The sequence below is a fragment of the Streptomyces sp. NPDC087420 genome (genome assembly GCF_044744165.1).
Taxonomy (GTDB): Bacteria; Actinomycetota; Actinomycetes; order Streptomycetales; family Streptomycetaceae; genus Streptomyces.
On the sequence record NZ_JBIUXU010000015.1, the window covers coordinates 81,615 to 103,692 of the forward strand.

Sequence of the window (22,078 nt, forward strand, 5' to 3'; positions counted from 1 at the left end):
AGGCGATCCCCTCAGGCGATCAGGCCACCGGCCCCGCCGCCTTGCCGCTCAGCGCCTCCAGGTCGCTCTTCCGCACCCGGATCACCAGCACCGCCGTCAGCAGCGCGACCACCACCATCGCCACCGCCGCCATGAACGCGGTCGATATGCCCTGGGTCAGTACCGCGTGACCCCAATGCCCCGGCAGCTGCTGCGTCTTCGCCAGCTCCGCCTTCTCCCCGGGGTTCGCCTGCGCCAGGAACGAGGGCAGCTGCTTGTCGGCCTCGTCGCGGCTCGCCGTACCGAAGACGGTGACCAGGATCGAGAGCCCGAGCGAGCCGCCCACCTGCTGGCTCGCGTTGAGCAGACCGGACGCCGCGCCCGCCTCGTGCTGCGCCACCCCGGAGACCGCGGTCAGCGTGAGGGTGACGAAGTTCAGCCCCATGCCGAAACCGAAGATCACCAGCGGGCCGAGCACCCCGCCGACGTACGTGCTCCCCGGGTCGATCAGGGTCAGCCAGAGCAGCCCGACCCCGGCGAACGCCGACCCGGCCACCATGAACGGCTTGGGACCGAGGACCGGCAGGAACCGCTGCGACAGACCGGCGCCCACGGCGATCGCGACCGTCACGGGCAGGAACGCCAGGCCCGAGGTGATCGGGCTGTAGTCCAGCACGTTCTGCACGAAGAGGACGATGAAGAAGAACATGCCGAACATCGCCGCCGCGAGGCTCAGCATGATGACGTACGTCCCCGACCGGTTCCGGTCGGCGAACATCCGCAGCGGAGTGATGGGTTCCTTCGCGCGCGACTCGACCAGTACGAACGCGGCCAGCAGCACGACCGCCGCCACGAACGAGCCGATGGTGAGCGAGTCCTTCCAGCCCTCCTCGGAGGCCCGGATGAAGCCGTACACGAGTGACGCCATGCCGAGCGTGGACGTCGCGGCGCCGGTGAGGTCGAAGCGCCCCGGGTGCCGCTCGGACTCGTTGATGTACACCGGAGCGAGGACGGCGATCAGCACGCCGATCGGCACGTTGACGAAGAACACCCAGCGCCAGTCGAGCCATTCGGTGAGCATGCCGCCGGCCAGCAGCCCGACCGCGCCGCCGCCCGCGGACACGGCGGCGAAGACCCCGAACGCCCGGTTGCGCTCGGGGCCTTCGGCGAACGTGGTGGTGATGAGCGCCAGCGAGGTCGGGGAGGCGATCGCGCCGCCGACCCCCTGGAGCACGCGGGCGGCGAGCAGCTGCCACGGCTCCTGGGCGAAACCGCCCAGGAGGGACGCGAACGTGAAGAGCAGAATGCCCGCCATGAAGACCCGGCGGCGGCCCAGGACGTCGCCGGCCCGGCCGCCGAGCAGCAGCAGACCGCCGAACGTGAGGGTGTACGCGCTCAGCACCCAGGAAAGATCTGTGGTGGAGAAGCTCAGCGCGTTCTGGATGTGCGGGAGCGCGATGTTCACAATGGTGGCGTCAAGCACCACCATGAGCTGGCAGGCGGCGATGACGGCGAGCGCGATCCCCGGGCGCCCGCTCCGTCGGGCCGCGCCAGGTGATCTGCCGGGTAGGTCGAGTTGAGAGGTTGTCACTGTTGGATCCCCCACAAGTGAATTAGTGAACGCATCCGTTCACTGTCCCGTACACGGTAGTGAGTCCCCTTCAAGGAACGCAAGCGTTCACTGGGTGCTGTCACGCAAGCGTTCACTGGGTGCTGCCCGCAGGCGTTCCCTGGGTGCCGCCGCCCAGGAGCCGTCCCCCGATGGAGAGTTACTGATGGTTTCTTCGCGTCCCGCGGCCGGGGCCCGGTCTCGGCCGGTGTCCCTGCGCCGACGGGGGCCCGTACTGGAACGGGCCATTCTCGAGGCCGCGCTGGAGCAGTTGAGCAGGGTCGGCTGGAACGGCCTGACGATGGAGGGGGTCGCCGCGGGCGCCCAGACGGGCAAGGCCGCCGTCTACCGGCGCTGGCCCTCCAAGGAGGATCTGGTCGCGGACGCCCTCCAGGCCGGACTGCCGACGTTCGGGGAGGCGCCCGACCACGGGAGCGTGCGCGAGGACCTGTACCAACTGTGCCGCCGGATGCGGGACGCGATGTACTCCCTGCCGGGGGCCGCGCTCCGCGCGGTCGTTCACGAATGCGACGGGCCCACCGCCGAGCGCTTCCACGGGCTGATCTTCAGCGGTGTCATCGAACCGTCCAACCGCCTCTTCGGAGAGGTCGTGTGCCGGGGGATCCAGCGGGGAGACGTCCGCCCCGACGCCACCGGCGAGCTGGTCTTCGACGTGATCCCGGCCCTGATGATGTACCGCTCCAAGATGTGCGCGAGCGAATGGCCCGACGAGGACATCGCCGAGATGATCGACCGGGTCATGGTGCCGCTGCTGCGCGCGCGGCCTGTTTGAGCCGGTACGGGGGAGCGCGGCCTGTTTGAGCCGGTCCGTGACGGCGCGCGGCGCGACAGTGGGTACCCGCCCTGTCGCGTCGCGTCGGGTCGGCGTAATGTTGCGAACGCCATGCCGTACGAAGCACCCACGCACACTGTCGAGCGATCGCTCCGAGCGACCACCGGCGCCAGGATCATCGCCGGCGTCGATGAAGTCGGACGCGGAGCGTGGGCCGGACCCGTCACCGTCTGCGCCGCCGTCACCGGACTGCGCAGGGCTCCGGCCGGCCTCACCGACTCGAAGCTCATCAACCCCAAGCGCCGTACGGAGCTGGCCGGTGAGCTGGCGGGGTGGGTCACCTCGCACGCGCTCGGACACTCCTCCCCGGAGGAGATCGACGAGCTGGGGATGACCGCGGCACTGCGGCTCGCCGCCGTACGCGCCCTGGAGGCGCTGCCGGTTCGGCCCGACGCGGTGATCCTGGACGGCAAGCACGACTATCTCGGGGGGCCCTGGCAGGTGCGTACGGTCATCAAGGGCGACCAGTCCTGTGTCTCGGTGGCGGCCGCCTCGGTGCTCGCCAAGGTGCGCAGGGACGCCATGATGGCCGAACTGGGTGCCGGGTCCGAGGAGTACGCCCCGTTCGCCTTCGGCGCCAACGCCGGCTATCCCTCGCCGGTGCACAAGGCGGCGCTGGAGGAGCGGGGGCCGACGGCGCAGCACCGGCTCTCGTGGTCCTACCTCGACGGCCTGCCGCGCTGGCGGCACCTCAAGAAGGTCAGGGTCTCCGCGGAGACGGCCGCGATGGAAAGCGGGGGCCAACTCGGCTTCGACTTCTGAAACTTCCGGTGAACCCTCCGGCCCGTGTGTCTTCCGACCGCGGACATGGGTACAAATGTGCCAACCCGCCGATGCTTTTCGCGTCGGTATTTGATAGACATCCAGTTATGCCTCTCTTCCCCGAGGAGCCTCAGATTCACGAGAGAGCCCAGGGTCCCAGCGCCACCCCGGCCACCGGCCGGACCGCGCAGACCCCCCGTCCTGTACCCGGCCCGCGTCCCGTGCCGGGGCCGCGCTCCGCGGCGACCCCGCGTCCCGGTGGTCCGGGTCCCGGTCCCGCGAGGCCCGCGCCGCCGGCGCAGCGCTCGGCCGGCTCCGCCGGAGTGCCCCAGGCACCCCGGCCCGCCACCCCTTCCGCACCCAAGATCCAGCTGACCCCGGCTTCGGTGGACGGCGCGCTCGACGCCGCCGACGAGACCGTCGACCTGCTGCTCGACTCCGGTCGGGCGCCGGGCGACATCCTCGTGCTCACCACCGGCGAACAGCACCCGTGGGCCACGCACGAGCTGTCCTTCGGCGAGGCCGCCTACTGGGCCCAGCACGACGCCCGCGAAGACGTGTTCTTCGCGGACGCCGCCGCCGTCGCCCGTGCGCAGCCCCGTCCGGTGGTCGTCGTGGTGGTCAACGGGGGCGGTGACGAGGTCTACGCCCGCGTGCTGCCCGCGGCCCGGGAGCGCGCCACGGCGCTGCTGGTCGTGTGCGGTGACCCCGAGCGGGTCAACGCCGTGCTCGGCGCGGGTGTCTGAGCCTCACCATGTCGTGACCCGGCTGCCCGTCAGGGGGCGGCCGGGCCGCTGAGGCGGTCCGGCGTGCGCGTGTGACGCGTACCCGCGCGCGGGTGCTTTCGCCGCGCGGTCGTACGGCGGTCGCGTTTGTGCCGTACGGAACGTGCGGTGCCGCGGCCGTACGGGACGCTCGGCGCGCGGCCGTACGGCGGTTCAGCGCGCGGCCGTACGCCTCAGCGCCTCCACCGCCCCGCTGCGGAGCGGTGTCACCTCGGGATCGGACGCCGTGTCGGCCAGATCGACCGGTGCGGATTCGGAGTTGGGCCGCCGGCCGCCGCGGCCCTCGCCCAGTACCTGCCAGCCGCCGCGGGTCAGCGTGATGTACGCGCCGCACCGCAGCCCGTGCAGGGTGCAGGCGTCCCGCAGCCCCCACATCCAGGCCCCGTCCTCCTCCGTCCAGCGCTCGTCGCCCTCGCGGCAGTAGAGCAGGACCGCGGTGCGCACCGGCGAACGACGACGCAGGTCGTGCGGGATGACCCGGCGCAGATGCGCCAGGAGGGCGTTGCGGAACTCCCAGCCGTCCACCGGCGCGGCGCGGGGGACGAACGAGGCACTGGCGGCGAGCCGTTCCTCATGGTCGAGCACGGCCACGACGGCTGTCGCGGGCTTCGGGCGGTGCCGGCTGTGCAGGCCGCTGACCACCTCACGGGGGTTGCTGAGCAGCGGTATGCCCGCCGCCGCCCATTCGGCCGGCTCCAGCATCCTGGTGAGGCGGCTGACGGAATCGGCCGCTGACGTGGTGATCGAAGTGGCTGCGGACGGAGCGAATCCGAAGGTCACGATCCTCCCTTCGCATTCACGCCCACGGTGCGGGCAGGGTCGGGTGGGGGCGCACCGCAGCACAGCCCTTGCGGACCGCAGGGGGGCCGTGCGGGGAGACTCTCCAATTCTCGCTGGCGTATCGGCATGCGGCAACGAGCAATTGGCCCGACTGACCGGAATGCGGGGTTATGTGTGTCATATCCCTGCCGAGACCGGCCGCGGCCGCTGATTCTCGTCCCTCCCGAACCGCGAAGACCAGCGGAAACACACCCGGCGTCCTGATCCGGCGGACATGGCCCGCGGCTCACTCGGTCCGGGGCCCCGCTCGCTCAATCCGGGGCCCGGCTCGCTCGGTCCGGGGTCCCGGACGCGGGTGAGTGGTCCGGCACGCTGCGTGGATTCGTTGATTGTCACTGCCATCGGGTTGCATGGGGGTATGGACAACCTGGAGCTCCGTACCGAAGCCGATGCCGTTCTCGCTGAGCTCGTCGGTGCCGCCGGGGGGTCGGCGCGGCTGCGGGAGGACCAGTGGCAGGCGGTGGCGGCCCTGGTGGAGGAGCGCCGTCGTGCGCTGGTGGTCCAGCGGACCGGCTGGGGCAAATCGGCTGTGTACTTCGTGGCCACCGCTCTGCTCCGGCGGCGGGGCGCGGGCCCCACCGTGATCATTTCGCCGCTCTTGGCGTTGATGCGCAACCAGGTCGAATCGGCGGCGCGGGCCGGTATCCAGGCGCGCACCATCAACTCGGCCAACCCCGAGGAGTGGGAGACGATCTACGGCGAGGTCGAGCGGGGGGAGACCGATGTGCTCCTCGTCAGTCCGGAACGCCTGAACTCCGTGGATTTCCGGGAGCACGTGCTCCCCAAGCTCGCGGCCACCACGGGCCTGTTGGTGGTCGACGAGGCGCACTGCATCTCCGACTGGGGCCACGACTTCCGCCCGGACTACCGGCGGCTGCGGACCATGCTCGCCGAGCTCGCCCCCGGCGTGCCGGTGCTGGCCACCACCGCGACCGCCAACGCGCGTGTCACGGCCGATGTGGCCGAGCAGCTGGGCACGGGGGGCGGCGACGCTCTGGTTCTGCGGGGGCCGCTGGACCGGGAGAGCCTGCGGCTGGGAGTGCTGGAGTTGCCGGACGCGGCCCATCGGCTGGCCTGGCTGGGGGAGCGGCTGAGGGATCTGCCGGGTTCGGGGATCATCTACACGCTGACGGTGGCGGCGGCGGAGGAGGTCGCGGCGTTCCTGCGCGGGCACGGGTATCCGGTCTCCTCCTACACGGGGAAGACGGAGAACGCCGATCGTCTGCAGGCCGAGGAGGATCTCCTGGCGAACCGGGTGAAGGCGCTGGTGGCGACCTCCGCGCTGGGGATGGGCTTCGACAAGCCGGACCTCGGCTTCGTGGTGCACCTGGGCTCGCCCTCGTCCCCGATCGCCTATTACCAGCAGGTGGGGCGTGCGGGGCGTGGGGTGGACCACGCGGACGTGCTGCTGCTCCCGGGCAGGGAGGACGAGGCGATCTGGGCGTACTTCGCTTCGGTGGGCTTCCCGCCCGAGGAGCAGGTACGGCGCACGCTGGCGGTTCTCGAACAGGCGGGGCGTCCGTTGTCGCTGCCGGCTCTGGAGCCGTTGGTCGACCTCCGGCGTTCGCGGCTGGAGACGATGCTGAAGGTCCTGGACGTGGACGGGGCGGTCGAGCGCGTCAAGGGCGGCTGGACCTCCACGGGCCGGCCGTGGGCGTACGACGCGGAGCGGTACGCGTGGGTCGCCCGGCAGCGAGAGACCGAGCAGCAGGCCATGCGGGACTACGTGGCGACCACCGGGTGCCGGATGGAGTTCTTGCAGCGGCAGCTCGACGACGAGAAGGCCGTCCCCTGTGGTCGCTGCGACCGCTGCGTCGGTCCGTGGCTCGACCCGGCCGTCTCTCCGGGGGCCCTGGCGGCGGCGAGGGGTGAGCTGGACCGGCCGGGGGTCGAGGTGGAGCCCCGCAAGATGTGGCCGACCGGGCTCGCCGCCGTCGGCATCGACCTCAAGGGCCGTATCCCGGTGGGCCAGCAGGCGGTCGCGGGGCGCGCACTGGGCAGGCTGTCGGACATCGGCTGGGGCAACCGCCTGCGTCCGATCCTTTCGGCGCAGGCGACCGACAGGCCGGTTGCGGAGGAGGTGCTGGCCGCCGTCGTGACGGTGGTGGCCGACTGGTCCCGCTCGCCGGGCGGTTGGGCCGGCGGCTCTCCCGACGCGATGGCGCGGCCCGTGGGAATCGTCGCCATGCCCTCCCGTACCCGCCCCCAGCTGATCGCTTCCCTGGCCGAGGGGGTGGCCCGGGTCGGCAGGCTCCCGATGCTGGGCGGTCTGACCTACACCCCGCAGGCCGACGAGCACGCCCCGCACCGCAGCAACTCCGCGCAGCGGCTGCGCGCCCTGGTCGCCTCGTTCACGGTGCCCGACGAACTCGCCGCGGCCCTGGCCCGAACTCCCGGCCCGGTGTTCCTCGTCGACGACTACTCCGAGTCCGGCTGGACCCTGGCCGTGGGCGCGCGCCTCCTGCGCCAGGCGGGAGCGGAGCAGGTGCTCCCGCTGGTTCTCGCCCAGGCCGGGTAGGGGATTCCGGCTCCGCCGCCTCGCGCCCGAATGCGGCCTTTGCCCTGTGGACAAAGTTATCCACAGGGGTCGCGGGATCCGGTACTTCCGCGAGACGGTCATGCCATGAACAAGCACCACGAACCGACCGGATCCGCCGACGAACAGCAGATCACCCTGCGCAGTCCCGCGGAGCTCGCCGACGCCCTGCCCTATCTCCTCGGATTCCACCCCACCGACTCCGTCGTCATGGTCGCGCTGCACGGCGGCCGCGGGAGGTTCGGCGGGCGGCTCAGGCTCGGTATCCCCCGCTCGCCGGGAGAATGGCCGCCCGTGGCCGAGCAGCTCGCCGAATGCCTGGTCGAGGGGAGCGAGCGGCGCGGGACCCGGCCGGACGGCATCGTCGTCTTCCTCTGCCAGGACCCGGCGGAGGGCGAGAGCGGGCGGCGGGTGATGGAGCGTCTGCGCCCGCTCGCCCAGCGGCTGCGCACCGCCTGCGGCGCGCTGGACGTGCCCGTGTACGAGGCGCTCTGCATCTCGGACGGGCGGTACTGGTCGTACTGCTGCCCCGACGTCCGCTGCTGCCCGCCCGAGGGTACGGGCCTGGCCCTGCCCGGTACGTCGGTGATGGCGGCGGCCGCCGCCTATGCCGGCATCCGGGTGCGGGGATCGCTGCGGGAGATGGAGGCGCGCCTGGAGCCCCGGCCGGCCCCGGCGGCCGACGGGCAGGCTCGGGCGCTGGACGACGCGGGCGCCACCCTCGTGCCCCGCATCCTGAGCGGCGGGAGCCGCGAGCGGGTCGGCGCGGAGACCTTACGGCTGGCGCGCGTCCTGATGAGGCGGCTCGGAGACGCGCCCCGCCGGGGCGTGCCGGACAGCGGCGCGGGGGAGCAGGACGCGGCGGACGACCGGCTCATCGGTGACGACGAGGCCGCCGCGGTCATCCTCGGCCTCCAGGACCGGGTCACCCGGGACCGGGCGGCGGAATGGATGGAGGGGGCCGAGGCGGAGCCCGCGCTCCGGCTGTGGCGGGCGCTGGCCCGCCGCTGTGTGGGGCCTTACGTGGAGCACGGGGCGGCGCCCCTGAGCCTGGCCGGCTGGGTCGCCTGGTCCCTGGGCGACGAGCCGGCGGCCCGGGTCGCGCTCGGCCTGGCGCTGCGCCTCGATCCCCGGTACGTCTTCGCCCGCCTGCTCCACCAGGCCTGCAACCAGGGCATGGACCCGGAGGAGTTGCGGCACTGTCTGCGCAGGGAGCGCGCGGCGCGGGACCGGTCCGACCCGCGCCGCGCGGCCCGGCGCCCCAGGCCCCGCCCCGTCCGGCCACCCGCCGCGCGCAAGGCGCTGCCGCCCGCCGGTGCCACACGCCCCGGGGTACCGGCGGACCGCAGGGGAGCCGACCGCCGCAGCGGACGGCGCGGCACGAGGAGCGGGCGGTGACGGCCCGCCGGGCGGATCCCGCCCGGTGGCGCACGTCCTCGCCGGTCACTTCGCTCCCTTCGGCCGGCGCGGGACGGGGGTGCCGGCCGGGGTCGGGACGATCAAGTGCGGGTCGGTGCGTAGTAGGTGCTGATCCAGGCCTGGCCGGTGGAGTTGACCGCGACCATGCTCGCGTGCTGATTGACGATGCCGAAGTAGTAGGTGCGGGTGGCGCCGGTCTGTGCCAGGGCGCTCCTGACGTCGTTCGTGGCGGTGTTGGTGATCTTGCCGCGGGCCTCCGCGAGATAGTCGGCGACCAGGGCGTGGACGCCGGCCGCGGCGGCCGGGACCGGGGGCCCGCCGCGCAGGACGTGCTTGAGGGTGTGCCCGGCCAGGGCCTGGGCTGTGCCAAAGTTGAGCCGTGCCGCCGCGGCCTGGATCGCCCGGGCGAATTCCGGCTGGTGGGTCTTCCAGTCCGTCTCCGCGCCCAGTTGTACGAGCCCCGCCCCCGCGGCGGCGGGCGAGCCGGCCGCCAGGGCGTACATCGCGTCCACCCGCGCCGGGTACGTGTGGGGGTCGTAGACCCCGCCGAAGCTGTTCACGGCGGTCAGGAAGAACGAGTGCAGCTGGACGTAGTCGTGCACCGTCGCCGCCCGGTGGCGGTCGGCGAACGCCGTCCCGGCCGCGGCGATCACCGGGTCGGAGCCGCCCCGCAGGGACCTCACGGAGTCGCGGTGGCGCAGCAGCGCGATCTGCTCGTCCAGGGAGGGGAAACGGTCAGCGGCGAGCCCGAGGGCGGTGCGGATCTCCGGTATCTCCTCGAGGTGACTGTCCAGGGTCACCCGCCACTTCCCGAGCGCGGCGCCGAACGTCCGGTCGGTCGCGGTCACCAGGTCGGGCAGTTCGTTACCGAGCCGGACCTCGTCCAGGAACGCCGGGTGCGCGCGGAAGGACTCCGGCTTCGGCCCCTTCACCTTCACGGTCCACAACGGATCGCCCGGTGTGTACGCGGCGTTCTGCGCGGTGAGTGCCTGCTTGAGCTCGTCCCATGGCATGGGTGTGTCCCCCCTCGTCACATCCGTCCGCCTCTGGTGCCGCCGGGACCCACCCCAGGCCGGACGGCGGCGAACGGGCGCCGATCGGCGCGGGCTTCACCCTTGCGTGGCGGATCCGGCATGCCAACCGTCTGGTGGGGGGCGTGCGGGAGCATAAAGGGCGCACAAGGGACGCGCCGCGGCCGGAAGCCGAACGGGCGGGATCCGCGGGGCCGCGTGGCCGCACGGGCGCGTGTTGTGTCAGGGGTGGGGGGAGCGTCGGATGACACCGTGCTGCATGACGAGGTCCACGGCGCTCATGGTGTCGATGTCGTGCAGGGGGTTCCCGGGCACGGCGACGAGGTCGGCCCGGCCGCCGGGGGTGATGGTGCCGAGGTCGGGGCGTCGCAGGAGGTCGGCGGCGGTGGAGGTGGCGGCCCGCAGGGCTTGTCCGGGGGTGAGGCCGGCGGTGGTCAGGGCGGGGAACTCGCGCCAGTTGTCGGCGTGGGGGAACATGCCGGCGTCGGTGCCGAAGGCCAGCTTGGTGTGGCCGGCGGCGACGCGGGCCCCGTGGCCGCGCAGGGTTTCGGCGTGGCGGGCGACCTTGGCGTGTTCCTGAGGGCGGTCCTTCCAGAACTGTTCGTCGTCGAGACGGTCGAGGTAGTAGGTGACGCCGTAGAGCGTGGGGACGAGGAACACGTCGTGGGCGCGGAGGAGTTCGAGGGCGGCGGGGGTGGCGAGGCAGGCGTGTTCGACGGAGCGGATCCCCGCCCGGACGGCGCGGGTGATGCCTTCGTCGGAGAAGGCGTGGGCCGCGCACGGCAGGCCGAGGTCGGTGGCGGCCTTGACCAGGGTGTCGAGTTCGTCCTGGGTGTAGGCGGGGAGATCGGGCCGGTCGGTGGGGCTGGTCAGGCCGCCGGTGGCCGCGCACTTGATCCAGTCGGCTCCCAGGCGTGCTTCGAGCCGTACCTGGCGCAGGATTTCGCCGGCCCCGTCCGCGAGGGTTCCGGTTTCCCGGGTGCCGGGGGCCGCGGCATAGGGCGAGTGGTCGGCGTGTCCGGCACGTGCGGAGATCATGTGCGGGGCGAGCAGGAGCCGGGGGCCGGGGACGACGCCGGTGGCGAGGGCGTGCCGCAGGTGGACGGTCGGGGGGTCGGGGAGGGTGCTGCCGAGGTCGCGGACGGTGGTGAACCCGTTGGTGAGCAGGTCGCGCAGCGCGGGCAGTGCGGTGAGGGTCCGGCCTGCGGTGGTGTCGGGGGCGGTGGCGGGCGGGGCCTGGGCGAGGTGGACGTGGCAGTCGATGAGTCCGGGCAGCAGGGTGTGGCCGGGCAGGTCGAGGCGGGTGGTGCCGGGGGGCGGATGGCGGCAGTCGGTGTCGGTGATCCGGCCGTGGCGGACCAGGACGCGTGCGTGGGTGCGGGCGCGGTGGCCGTCCCACCATCGGGGGGCGGTGACCAGCACGGCGTCGTTCATGTCTTCCTGCCTGCCCGGATCGGGCGGAAGGCCCGGTCAGGGGCTGTGGTGGTCGCGGTGGGCCCGGAGGAAGGCGGCCGCGGTGTGTTCGGCGCTCCGCGGGCCGGACTGCCAGTTGGTCACGGAGATGCGGACGGCCGGCTGGTCGTGCCAGGTGGTCGGGGTGACCCAGCAGGAGCCGTTGCTGTTGAGGGTGTCGATGATCCGCCGGGTGGTGGGTTCGTCGCCGATGCCCAGCAGTGCCTGATTGAGCGTCACGGGCGCCAGGAGGTCGATTCCCGGTTCGCGGCTGAGGAGTTGGGCGAGGGTGCGGGTCGCTTCACAATTGCGTTCGATCATGTCGGCGATGCCGTCGCGGCCGAGGTGGTGGAGGGTGGCCCACAGGGTCAGGACGCGGGCGCGCTGGGAGATCTCCACGCGGTAGTCCATCGGGTCGCGTCCGGCGCGTGGGGTGGTGTTGAGGTAGTCGGCGGAGAAGCCGACCGCCTCGCGGAACGTCTCGGGGTGGGCGCACAGGGCGATACCGCAGTCGTAGGGGGTGTTGAGCCATTTGTGGCCGTCGGTGGCCCAGGAGTCGGCGTGTTCCAGGCCGTTGAGCAGGGGGCGCAGGGCCGGGGAGGCGGACGCCCACATGCCGAACGCGGCGTCCAGATGGAGCCAGCCCCCGTGCTGGTGGGTGATGGCCGCGATCTCGGGCAGCGGGTCGACGGATCCGCAGTCGGTGGAACCGACCTGGGCGCACACGATCAGGCCGCCGGGTGCGTGGTCGGCCAGTTCGGCGAGGTGGCGCACGTTCATGCGGCCGTCGTCGCCGGCGTCGACCCGGCCGATCCGACCGCCCAGCCCGAGCAGGCGCAGGCAGCGCAGCACCGAGACATGGGTGTGCTGTCCGATCAGGACGGTCAGCCGCGGCGAGTGGCGCATGCCCTGTTCGTTGGCGTCCCAGCCCGCCGCGTGGAGCTGGTGCTGGCGGGCGGCGGCCAGGCACACCAGGTTGGCCGTGGTGCAGCCGGAGGACAGTCCCATCACGGTGTGGTCCGGCAGGCCGAACAGTTCGGTCAGCCAGCGTTCGCAGACGTCCTCGGCGACCGAGGCCAGCGGACTGGTGTCGTACACGGCCGCGCATTGGTCCCAGAGGCTGACCAGCCAGTCGGACGCGGTGCCGATGGGCAGGGCGCCGCCCACCACGTAGCCGAAGCTGTGCGAGCCGCCGGAGGGCAGGAGGCCGGCCTCGCCCGCGTCGATGAGGCGCCGGAGCGTCGTCTCCTGATCGTTTCCCGCTGTCGGGATGCTCCCGCCCAGGAGGTTCTTGAGGTGTTCGGGGGCGCGGGGGTGCATGGGCCGCGCCGTCCGGAGGAAGGCGTGGGCGTACTCCGCGACCTCTGCCAGGAGGTCGGCCCCCTCGGGGACGACGGGCTCGTCCGTATCCCCGGGCGCCGCCGGGGTGTTGGCGCGGTCGGAGTGTTCGCCGGACATCGGCTCGTCACGCCCCTTCCGCCGTGCCGGGGGTGCTGGGAGTGCCGGGGGTGCCGGTCACGGTGCGGGGCGCGGGCCGCGGTGGCCGCCAGATCGGGAAGATCTGCGGACCCCGGGGCAGGGTCACGTCGATGCCCAGGCGGCATTGGCCCAGGCGTTCGTACAGGGCGAGGTTGCGGGGGGAGGAGGCTTCCGCGTAGGCGCCGGCGGCGCGCTGGTCCGCCAGGGCGAAGACGCCTTGCTTCAGCCGCGTTCCCAGCCCGGCGCCCTGGTGCTCGGGACGCGCCGCGACAAACGTGCCGTAGTAGTGGGGCGGCAGGTCCTTGGGGTGCGTGTCACCGAGGAGGGTCAGCAGGTGGACGGCGCGCCGGGCGTCGGGGCCCAGTACGTCCCGCAGGGAGCGCAGCAAGGTGGCCTGGACATCCTCCGGCTGCTCCACGGCCTCGGGTGGGAAGTACATGCTGACCGCGCCGTAGTCGCGGGTCTGCAACGCGGAGCCGCCATGGCCGAAGGTGTGATCCACCATGGTGGTGAAGAACTTCTCCAGCTGCGGCGTGCGCGTCCCGTCGTCCGGGAACAGCCACGAGAAGACCGGGTCGTCGTAGAAGGCGTCGGTGTAGATCGCTATGAGCTGGTCACGGTGGTCGTGCGAGGCCGGATGACAGTCGAACTGCGCGGCCGGGTTCTGCGACATCATGCGGTCCGTCCTGGGGGGACGAGGTGCCACGGCGCCGGAGCGGTCACGTGGTCCCGTCCTGCCGTACGAGGGTGTGGTGGGTGTGGCGCGCTATGTCCTCGTGGGTCGCGAACCAGACGCCGGAATGGGTGGTGATGTGCGCCAGCAGCTTCCGCAGAACGAGGAGGCGGGAGCGGTGGCCGATCACGTGCGGATGCAAGGTCAGTTGAAACAGCCCGCCGGATTCCAGGGCCCCGTCGAACTCGTCCTTCCAGATCTCCAGTACCTGGCGGGGGGCCATCATCTGCCGGGCGGCGGGATCGTCCGGAAAATACGGCGCGTCGTCGCGGATCCAGGAAACCGGTATTTCGATCATTCCTGTCGGACCGCCGTGCCGCAGCAGTTCGTAGGGTTCGTCGTCCGCCATCAGTGAGGAGTCGTACATCAGGCCCAGTCGGCACGCGATCGGTAATGTATGTGCGGTGCAGTCCCACCACGGTGTACGCATTCCGGTGGGCGCGGAGCCGGTGAGCCGGCGCAGCTCTTTCATGCTGCGTTCCGCCAGCTCGTATTCCTCGTCCTCGGTGAGATCACCGCACCGTTCGTGGATCCAGCCGTGCAACCCCACCTCGTGTCCGGCCGCCCGGATGGCGTCGATTCCCCGCGGGTCGAGCAGGGCCGCCACCGCGGGAACGAAGAACGAGGCCCGTACGTCGAAGTCGGCCAGCAGGCCGAGGATCCGTGGCAGTCCGACGCGCGACCCGTAGTGGCCTTGGGAGACAGGCCCGGGGGCGGTGGCGTTCTGGCAGAACGCCGCCGTCTCGTTGTCGGCGTCGAAGCTGACGGCCACCGCCACGCGCGCCCCGTCCGGCCAGGCCGGCGACGTGAGGCCCCGCCCCGGCCGTACCCGTTCTGACAGCGCCCGCCAGGTCTCCTCCGGCCACCGCCACGGCTCCTCGGGGCCAGGAGCGTTTTCCGGGTTCTTCCCGATCTCCGCCACGCGCATTCACCTTTTTCCGGTTTGCCTTTGTCTCGGGTTTCGGGAAACGCCGGCGATCCATTCATCCCGTCATCAGTATTCCCGGTGAGAAATTCGTGCGCCATGCGCCTGCCCTGCGAGGCCCAAGAGAAACTGTGGGGATGCGGGGCAAGGAAACCTGACCGGTTATGATTGGCCGTGCCACGTCAAATGATGCGAATATTGACAGTCTTCGCGATATTGTCCGCCCCCTGCGGGCCCTCAACTTTATCGACCGCATCAAAGGTTGTTTCCCGGCACGGGTGCGTTCCCGGTCGACGGAGTCCTTCCTTTACGGAAAGCTCCCCGTTGTGCTCCGTTTCCGGCCGTGCGGAGCCCGCCGTGCCCCCGCCCCCTCCGGGCCGCGGCGGACGCGGGCGGCGCGGATGCCGTAACGGGTGTTTATCGTCAGGCAGACGACTATGATCGCGGGCATGTCGCCCTACGACCCGTCAGCCTTCCCGCCCTTCGCTGTCACCGTCGACCTGGTCGTGCTCACCGTGCGGGCCCACGTGCTCTGCGCGCTGGTGGTCCGGCGCGGGGAGGCGCCCTTCCAGGGGCGGTGGGCGCTGCCGGGCGGATTTGTCCGGGGCGACGAGGATCTGGCCGCGGCGGCCGCGCGGGAACTGGCCGAGGAGACCGGCCTGCCCGCGCACGACCCGTCGTCCCCGGCGCCCGGGAACACCGCCCATCTCGAACAGCTCGGCACCTACGGCGACCCCGGGCGGGACCCCCGGATGCGGGTGGTCAGCGTGGCGCATCTGGCGCTCTCGCCCGACCTGCCCGCGCCCCGGGCGGGCGGCGACGCCAACAGCGCGCGGTGGGCGCCGGTCGACGCGCTGCTCCACGGGGAGGGCGGGTTCGCCCGCGAGGACGAGCAGCCTGCGCAACTCGCCTTCGACCACGCGCGGATCCTCGCGGACGGCGTCGAGCGCGCCCGCTCCAAGATCGAGTACTCCTCGCTCGCCACCGCCTTCTGTCCCTCGGAGTTCACCGTCGGCGAGCTGCGGCGGGTGTACGAGGCGGTGTGGGGCGTCGCCCTCGACCCCCGTAACTTCCACCGCAAGGTCACCGGGACCCCCGGCTTCCTGGTCCCGTCCGGGGGCACCACCACCCGGCAGGGCGGCCGGCCCGCCCAGCTCTTCCGGGCCGGCGGCGCGACCGTGCTCAATCCGCCGATGCTGCGCCCTGAGGTCTGAACACAGGCGGGTTCTGAACACGGCCGAGGTTTGATGGCGGACGGGAGCCGATCGCGGGCGCGGGCCGATCGCGGGCGCGGGCAGATCGGACACGGCGTGCTCACCCTGCGCAACAAGTCGGACATATCGCGTTATCTTGCTGGGTAGCCACTCTGCCGCCGAGCGGTCACACCTTCCCCGCGAGAGAAGCGATGCTCCAGGCCATCGGACTGACCAGCGCCCCCCGTCGAGACCTCACCCCCGCCGTCGACGATCTGACCTTCGAGGCCCGGCCCGGCTGTGTCACGGCGCTGCTCGGCGCCCCCGGCGCGGGCAAGACCACCGCCCTGCGGCTCATGCTCGATCTCGAACGCGGCCGCGGGGTCACCTACTTCCGGGGCCGCCCGCTCCACCGCATCGCCCACCCCGCCCGCGAGATCGGCGTGCTCCTCGGCGATGTGCCGGGCCATCCGGCCAGGACCGCCCGGGGCCAGCTCCGGATGCTCTGCGCCGCCGCGGGCGTGCCCGCCTCGCGCGCCGACGAACTGCTCGAAGTCGTGGGCCTCGCCGCCCTGCGCGACGAACCCCTCGGCGCGCTCTCCCTCGGCATGGACCGCAGACTCGGCCTCGCCTCCGCCCTGTTGGGCGACCCGCACACACTGCTGCTCGACACCCCGTCGGCCGGCCTCTCGCCCCGCGAGACCAGCTGGCTGTTCGGACTGCTCGCCGCCCACGCCGCCCACGGCGGCACCGTGCTCTACACGACCGACGACCCCAAGGAGGCCGCCCGCACCGCCGACCGCGTCGTGACCGTGGACGGCGGCCGCCTCGTCGCCGACCAGGACCGCGCCGCCTTCTCCCGTACGCGGCTGCGCCCCCGGGTCGCCGTCAGGACACCGCACGCCGCGCGCCTCGCCGACGCGTTGAGCCGCGAGGCCAGGGCGGGCAAGCGCTCCGTCGAGGTGATCGCCGAGGCGGGCAGCAGGCTCACCGTGTACGGGAGCAGCTGCCCGGAGATCGGCGAGACGGCCTTCCGGCACGGTGTCCTCGTCCACCGGCTCGCCGACGAGATCGGCGACACCGGCCCCGTACCGCCCCTGATCCCCGCGCCCGCCGACGCCTCCGACCCGCTCCTCAAGATCCCCACGACCGCCGCCAAGCGCCAGGAGGCGCACGACTCCCGGCCCGTGCCGCGGCCGAGGGCCCTGGCGTCCCGGCCCGCCCGCAGCCCGCTCAGGCCCGTGCGGTACGAGCTGCGCCGCATGCTCGGCGTACGGACCGCGCCGGTGATCGCGGTCGCCGTCCTCGTCGCGTCGGTGGCGCTCGCCGTGCCGCTCGCCAGGACCGGCGGGACCCCGCTGCCCGGCCTGCTCGCGGCCTGGCCCGGGATCCTGCCCCTGCCGCCCGCCGCCCTGGGCGCGGGACTGCTCGGCGCGCTGTCGTTCGGCGACGAGTTCCGGTATCCGGCGCTGGCCGGCGCCCGGGGCACCGTCCCGCGCCGCCTCGGCCTCCTCCTCGCCAAGCTCGCCGTGACCGCCGGTACGGCGTTGCTGCTCGCCGCCCTGGTGGTGGTCGCCGACGCGGGGGCGCTGCGGCTCGCGTACGGGGCGGACGCCGCGCCCGTGCCGGACAACTGGTTCGCGCTGGGCGCGGGTTGGGCCCTGCTCGCGGTCGGCTGCGCCTGGGCGGGGCTGCTGGGCGCCGGGGTCTTCCGGGTCACGGCGGCGGGGGTGGCGGCGGTCCTCGCCGTACCCGTCGCGGTCGTACCGCTGGTCCAGAAGGCGCTCGCGGGCCCGTCCGCGCGTTCGATCGTCGGACTCCCGGGCCGGTTGCGCGAGCTGGCCTGGCCCGCCTGGCCCCATCAGGCCGACCGCTGGCTGCTGGCGACCGTCAAGCTGGCCGCCCAACCGGTCGCGGCGGCGCTCACCCTGTCGCTCCTGGCCCTCCTCTGCGCGTATTTGCTCACCGGCCTTCGCCGAAGGGCCCGTTGGTGACCGAAGGTGGCCGGAAGCGTGCCCGAGTGGGCACAACTCCCCTGAAAACGCCCGCTTCTTTCCGATAAGGCGTCAATCGAAGGGCGGGCGCCGATCACCCTTTCGTGTGCTTTTCACCAAAGACCTCAAGGGTGGCGGAATCAACGCCGACAAAGGATGCGTGAGTACCCTTGCGCACACCATGATGACCGCCGCCCGCTCCGTCGACTCCGGCCTCGCCGGACCGGGTGAACTCGACCGCTACCCCTTCGCCGAGGCGCCCGGCGCCGAACGCGTGGCCTCGCCCGTCTGGGACGGGGCGGATACCGACCTCGGCCGGGTCGGCCGCCGTACGGCGGGCAGCCGCGGCCGCGGGCTGCACGGCCAACTCGTCCAGCAGCTCGGCCAGATGATCGTTTCGGGCGACCTGGGCGCCGACCGGCCGCTCGTACCGGAGGAGATCGGACAGCGTTTCGAGGTCTCCCGCACGGTGGTCCGTGAATCGCTGCGCGTGCTGGAGGCGAAGGGGCTCGTCAGCGCCCGCCCCAATGTCGGGACCCGCGTCCGCCCCGTGAGCGACTGGAACCTGCTCGACCCCGACATCATCGAATGGCGGGCCTTCGGCCCCTCGCGCGACGACCAGCGTCGTGAGCTGGCCGAGCTGCGCTGGACCATCGAGCCCCTCGCCGCGCGCCTGGCGGCCGGCCACGGCCGGGAGGACGTCCAGCAGCGCCTCTCCGACATGGTGGAGATCATGGGCCATGCCCTGGCCCAGGGCGACGCGATCACCTTCGCCCGGGCGGACGCCGAATTCCACAACCTGCTGATCCAGCTCGCCGGCAACCGCATGCTGGAGCACCTCTCGGGCATCGTCTCCGCCGCCCTCCAGGTCTCCGGGTCCCCCATCACCGGCTGTGACCGGCCCACCGAGGCCTCGATCGCCCACCACGGGCGGATCCTGGAGGCGCTCGCCGCCGGTGACGCGAACGCGGCCGAGGCGGCCATGCGCCAACTGCTCACGGTCCACCCGGAAGTGGAGCGCGTCGTTCCGGCGCCGCGCGAGCACTGAACACCGCTCGGGTCAGGGCGTACGGGGATGTACGCGTCGTGTGTCGCCGGGCCCGCCGGGCCCGGCGACACGAATGTGGGGTCTTAGATCCCCTTCTGGCCACCTTGTCGCAAATGGGGTGTGACTCGGGCCACGTGGATTGGGCGTAACACTCCTCGGCACCGTGCGATGACCTAAGAGGTGAGAGCCGAGGAGGGAATACGTCCGCCGCGCATGGCGCTGTATTCACCTCTGAGGTCCTAGCCCGCGCCGTCGGCGACATCCCCAGCCGCCGGTCGTCGGCTCCGGCCCGATCCTGGGCGGGGCCGGAAGCCGTTTCCATCGTTCCGAGAGGTTGTTCGTGTCGGCCAGCACATCCCGTACGCTCCCGCCGGAGATCGCCGAGTCCGAGTCTGTGATGGCGCTCATCGAGCGGGGAAAGGCTGATGGGCAGATCGCCGGCGATGACGTGCGTCGGGCCTTCGACGCTGACCAGATTCCGCCAACCCAGTGGAAGAATGTTCTGCGCAGCCTCAACCAGATCCTCGAGGAAGAGGGTGTGACGCTGATGGTCAGTGCCGCGGAGTCGCCGAAGCGCGCCCGCAAGAGCGTCGCTGCGAAGAGCCCGGTCAAGCGCACCGCCACCACGAAGGCCGTCGCCGCCAAGACGACCACGACGAAGACCGTCGCGGCCGCCACCGCTACCCCGTCGGCCGAGTCCGTGGACGCGGGCGCCGACGACGTCACGGCCGCCCCCGCGAAGAAGGCGGCGGCGAAGAAGACCGTGGCCAAGAAGGCGACTGCCAAGAAGGCCGCCGTGAAGAAGACGGCTGCCAAGAAGACCAGTGCCAAGAAGGACGCCGACGACGCCGACGGCGAGGAGTCGGCCGAAGAGGTCCAGGCCGGCAAGGGCGAGGAGGAGGAGACCGAGGGCGAGAACAAGGGCTTCGTCCTCTCCGACGACGACGAGGACGACGCGCCCGCTCAGCAGGTCGCCGTCGCCGGTGCCACCGCCGACCCGGTCAAGGACTACCTCAAGCAGATCGGCAAGGTCCCGCTCCTCAACGCCGAGCAGGAGGTCGAACTCGCCAAGCGCATCGAGGCCGGTCTCTTCGCCGAGGACAAGCTGGCCAACGCCGACAAGCTCGCCCCCAAGCTCAAGCGCGAGCTGGAGATCATCGCCGAGGACGGGCGCCGCGCCAAGAACCACCTCCTGGAGGCCAACCTCCGCCTGGTGGTCTCGCTGGCCAAGCGCTACACCGGCCGCGGCATGCTCTTCCTGGACCTGATCCAGGAGGGCAACCTGGGTCTGATCCGCGCGGTCGAGAAGTTCGACTACACCAAGGGCTACAAGTTCTCCACGTACGCCACCTGGTGGATCCGCCAGGCGATCACACGCGCCATGGCCGACCAGGCCCGCACCATCCGCATCCCGGTGCACATGGTCGAGGTCATCAACAAGCTCGCGCGCGTGCAGCGCCAGATGCTCCAGGACCTGGGCCGTGAGCCCACCCCGGAGGAGCTGGCCAAGGAACTCGACATGACCCCCGAGAAGGTCATCGAGGTCCAGAAGTACGGCCGTGAGCCGATCTCCCTGCACACCCCGCTGGGCGAGGACGGCGACAGCGAGTTCGGAGACCTCATCGAGGACTCCGAGGCGGTCGTACCCGCCGACGCCGTGAGCTTCACGCTCCTCCAGGAGCAGCTGCACTCGGTGCTCGACACCCTCTCCGAGCGGGAGGCCGGCGTGGTCTCCATGCGCTTCGGCCTCACCGACGGACAGCCGAAGACACTGGACGAGATCGGCAAGGTCTACGGCGTTACGCGCGAGCGCATCCGCCAGATCGAGTCCAAGACCATGTCGAAGCTGCGCCACCCGTCGCGTTCGCAGGTTCTGCGCGACTATCTCGACTAGGACACGCGCGGCCAGGACGTATCTGTACAGCCGCACAGGTGCGGCCGTACGGCTGTTCGAAGGCCCGGTCCCGCGGAGCGCATGTCTCCGCGGGACCGGGCCTTCGTGCGGTCCGGGGGTGCGAGACTCGGCCGGTGGGATGACTCTGGGTGTACCAGAGTCCACCGGAGAGTCAGGAGCCTGTATGCGTCGTCCTCTTGCCCGAGCGCTGACCGGAGGACTGGCCGTGATCGCGGCGGGGGCCGTGCTGCCGCTCGCCTCGCCCGTGCCCGCCGCCGCGGACCGTGTGGTCATCGGCGGCCAGGCGGTACGGATCACCGACAGTCCGTGGGTCGTGGCCCTGTCCAGCCGTGCCCGCTTCGGCGGATCGCGGGCGGGCCAGTTCTGCGGAGGCGTGGTGGTGGCGCCGACAAAAGTCCTGACGGCGGCCCACTGCATGAGCCGGTCCGTCCTGGGGGCCGAACCCGAGACCGTACGGGACCTGCGGGTCGTCGCGGGACGGGAGCGGCTGCTGGGGGCGGGCGGGAGCGAGATCGCCGTACGGTCGGTCCTGGTCGACCCCGCGTACGACCCGGCCACCAACGCGTCGGACCTCGCCGTCCTGACGCTGACCGACGCGCTGCCCGACTCGTACGTGATCCGGTCCGCGGAGCCGGGCGACGAGGCGGCCGTTCCGGGCACCCCGGCGGCCGTCTACGGCTGGGGTGACACCACGGGGGAGGGGCGCTACGCGTACGGACTGCGCTCCGCGCCCGTGACGGTCCTCCCGGACGCGACGTGTGAGCGGGCCTACCCGGGAGGCTCAGGGGGCCGCTACGAGGCCTCCACGATGCTCTGTGCGGGCGATACGGCCGGCGGGCACGACGCGTGCCAGGGGGACAGTGGCGGGCCGCTGGTGGCCCGTGGGCGGCTTGTCGGCCTGGTGTCGTGGGGCAGCGGCTGCGGGCGCGCGGAGAGTCCCGGGGTCTACACCCGGGTCACGACGGCGGTCCAGTCCGTCGCGGAAGCCGTACAGGCCAAGGCCGGGAAGCGGCGCTGACGCCCCCTGAACAGCGCAAAAGGCAGCACAAACGGCGCCGGCGGCTCCGCCGGCGCCCCGCGTGCTCCCCGCCCTGACGAGAACGGGCGGCCTCCCCTGCTGTGCAGGGACGGTCGCCCGTCGGTCGGTCCAGGACCGGCCCTTGGCTCGTCGTGGATGCGAGGTGTCAGTGTTCCTCTTCACCGGGGACGGCAGGGACGGCCGTCAGCCGGTCGGTCTCATCCTGTATTTCCGCGGCGATCTTCTTGAGTTCCGGCTCGAACTTACGTCCGTGGTGGGCGCAGAAGAGCAGTTCACCACCGCTGGACAGGACAACGCGCAGATAGGCCTGGGCGCCGCACCGGTCGCAGCGGTCAGCCGCGGTCAGCGGGCTCGCGGGGGTCAGAACAGTAGTCACGTCGCCTCTTCTCTAGCTCGACGAGCTGTCGTACCAGGGTCAACATCCAACCAGGCCGAAAACGTTCCCGCTCGCGGCTTTTCCTCGAAACTTCTTCTCGTGGTGGTCGG

At 72.0% G+C, this 22,078-nt stretch carries 18 protein-coding genes; 10 read left to right on the forward strand and 8 right to left on the reverse strand.

Features of this window, described 5'->3' with window-relative positions; genetic code table 11:
• Nucleotides 1-19: 19 nt before the first annotated feature.
• Entirely contained in the window at nt 20-1,570 is a 1,551-nt protein-coding gene (locus ACIO1C_RS29200) for an MFS transporter (protein ID WP_401868837.1), read from the reverse strand.
• A 184-nt stretch (nt 1,571-1,754) separates the two neighbouring features.
• On the opposite strand from ACIO1C_RS29200, the gene ACIO1C_RS29205 reads away from it, so the two are divergent.
• The 3 genes from ACIO1C_RS29205 (at nt 1,755) to ACIO1C_RS29215 (ending at nt 3,949) form a co-directional block, all read left to right on the forward strand.
• Nucleotides 1,755-2,381 carry a TetR/AcrR family transcriptional regulator gene (locus ACIO1C_RS29205; RefSeq protein WP_401868838.1) on the forward strand — a complete coding sequence of 209 codons (627 nt, stop codon included), beginning with the start codon at nt 1,755-1,757 and terminating at the stop codon, nt 2,379-2,381.
• 111 nt (nt 2,382-2,492) lie between these two features.
• A complete protein-coding gene (locus tag ACIO1C_RS29210; RefSeq protein ID WP_401868841.1) occupies nt 2,493-3,203 on the forward strand; it encodes a ribonuclease HII in 711 nt (236 codons plus the stop codon).
• Nucleotides 3,204-3,310: 107 nt separating this feature from the next.
• Nucleotides 3,311-3,949, forward strand: a complete 639-nt coding sequence (locus ACIO1C_RS29215; RefSeq protein WP_401868844.1) for a hypothetical protein — start codon at nt 3,311-3,313, stop codon at nt 3,947-3,949.
• A 192-nt stretch (nt 3,950-4,141) separates the two neighbouring features.
• Here the strand turns inward: ACIO1C_RS29215 and ACIO1C_RS29220 are convergent, their stop codons facing one another.
• Nucleotides 4,142-4,768, reverse strand: coding sequence for a hypothetical protein (locus ACIO1C_RS29220; RefSeq protein WP_401868846.1), 627 nt, complete (start codon nt 4,766-4,768; stop codon nt 4,142-4,144).
• A gap of 418 nt (nt 4,769-5,186) precedes the next feature.
• Between ACIO1C_RS29220 and ACIO1C_RS29225 the strand changes: the two genes are divergently transcribed.
• The gene (locus tag ACIO1C_RS29225; RefSeq protein WP_401868848.1) at nt 5,187-7,346 is read left to right on the forward strand and encodes a RecQ family ATP-dependent DNA helicase; all 2,160 of its coding nucleotides are present in this window, start codon (nt 5,187-5,189) and stop codon (nt 7,344-7,346) included.
• 105 nt (nt 7,347-7,451) lie between these two features.
• Nucleotides 7,452-8,762, forward strand: coding sequence for a DUF4192 domain-containing protein (locus ACIO1C_RS29230; protein ID WP_401868850.1), 1,311 nt, complete (start codon nt 7,452-7,454; stop codon nt 8,760-8,762).
• A 101-nt stretch (nt 8,763-8,863) separates the two neighbouring features.
• On the opposite strand, the gene ACIO1C_RS29235 is transcribed toward ACIO1C_RS29230, so the two are convergent.
• From ACIO1C_RS29235 to ACIO1C_RS29255, 5 genes are all read right to left on the reverse strand, one after another.
• The gene (locus ACIO1C_RS29235; RefSeq protein WP_401868852.1) at nt 8,864-9,796 is read right to left on the reverse strand and encodes a hypothetical protein; all 933 of its coding nucleotides are present in this window, start codon (nt 9,794-9,796) and stop codon (nt 8,864-8,866) included.
• 240 nt (nt 9,797-10,036) lie between these two features.
• The gene (locus ACIO1C_RS29240; protein ID WP_401868855.1) at nt 10,037-11,248 is read right to left on the reverse strand and encodes an amidohydrolase family protein; all 1,212 of its coding nucleotides are present in this window, start codon (nt 11,246-11,248) and stop codon (nt 10,037-10,039) included.
• Nucleotides 11,249-11,284: 36 nt separating this feature from the next.
• A complete protein-coding gene (locus ACIO1C_RS29245; RefSeq protein ID WP_401868857.1) occupies nt 11,285-12,724 on the reverse strand; it encodes a pyridoxal phosphate-dependent decarboxylase family protein in 1,440 nt (479 codons plus the stop codon).
• Between the two features lie 7 nt (nt 12,725-12,731).
• Entirely contained in the window at nt 12,732-13,421 is a 690-nt protein-coding gene (locus ACIO1C_RS29250) for a GNAT family N-acetyltransferase (RefSeq protein WP_401868860.1), read from the reverse strand.
• Nucleotides 13,422-13,464: 43 nt separating this feature from the next.
• A complete protein-coding gene (locus tag ACIO1C_RS29255) occupies nt 13,465-14,400 on the reverse strand; it encodes a polysaccharide deacetylase (RefSeq protein ID WP_401868863.1) in 936 nt (311 codons plus the stop codon).
• Nucleotides 14,401-14,852: 452 nt separating this feature from the next.
• On the opposite strand from ACIO1C_RS29255, the gene ACIO1C_RS29260 reads away from it, so the two are divergent.
• The 5 genes from ACIO1C_RS29260 to ACIO1C_RS29280 all read left to right on the forward strand — a co-directional run bounded on the left by ACIO1C_RS29260 (nt 14,853) and on the right by ACIO1C_RS29280 (nt 21,571).
• On the forward strand, nt 14,853-15,617 hold the full coding sequence (locus ACIO1C_RS29260) for an NUDIX hydrolase (protein ID WP_401868865.1): 765 nt from the start codon (nt 14,853-14,855) through the stop codon (nt 15,615-15,617).
• A 191-nt stretch (nt 15,618-15,808) separates the two neighbouring features.
• Nucleotides 15,809-17,590 (forward strand): ATP-binding cassette domain-containing protein, encoded by a 1,782-nt coding sequence (locus ACIO1C_RS29265; protein WP_401868868.1) that lies wholly within the window; start codon nt 15,809-15,811, stop codon nt 17,588-17,590.
• A 160-nt stretch (nt 17,591-17,750) separates the two neighbouring features.
• Nucleotides 17,751-18,638 (forward strand): FadR/GntR family transcriptional regulator, encoded by an 888-nt coding sequence (locus ACIO1C_RS29270; RefSeq protein ID WP_401868871.1) that lies wholly within the window; start codon nt 17,751-17,753, stop codon nt 18,636-18,638.
• Between the two features lie 340 nt (nt 18,639-18,978).
• Nucleotides 18,979-20,532, forward strand: coding sequence for an RNA polymerase sigma factor (locus tag ACIO1C_RS29275; RefSeq protein ID WP_327234126.1), 1,554 nt, complete (start codon nt 18,979-18,981; stop codon nt 20,530-20,532).
• Between the two features lie 184 nt (nt 20,533-20,716).
• A complete protein-coding gene (locus ACIO1C_RS29280) occupies nt 20,717-21,571 on the forward strand; it encodes a S1 family peptidase (protein ID WP_401868873.1) in 855 nt (284 codons plus the stop codon).
• A gap of 166 nt (nt 21,572-21,737) precedes the next feature.
• On the opposite strand, the gene ACIO1C_RS29285 is transcribed toward ACIO1C_RS29280, so the two are convergent.
• Nucleotides 21,738-21,968 carry a hypothetical protein gene (locus ACIO1C_RS29285; RefSeq protein WP_167025966.1) on the reverse strand — a complete coding sequence of 77 codons (231 nt, stop codon included), beginning with the start codon at nt 21,966-21,968 and terminating at the stop codon, nt 21,738-21,740.
• Nucleotides 21,969-22,078 lie beyond the last annotated feature (110 nt).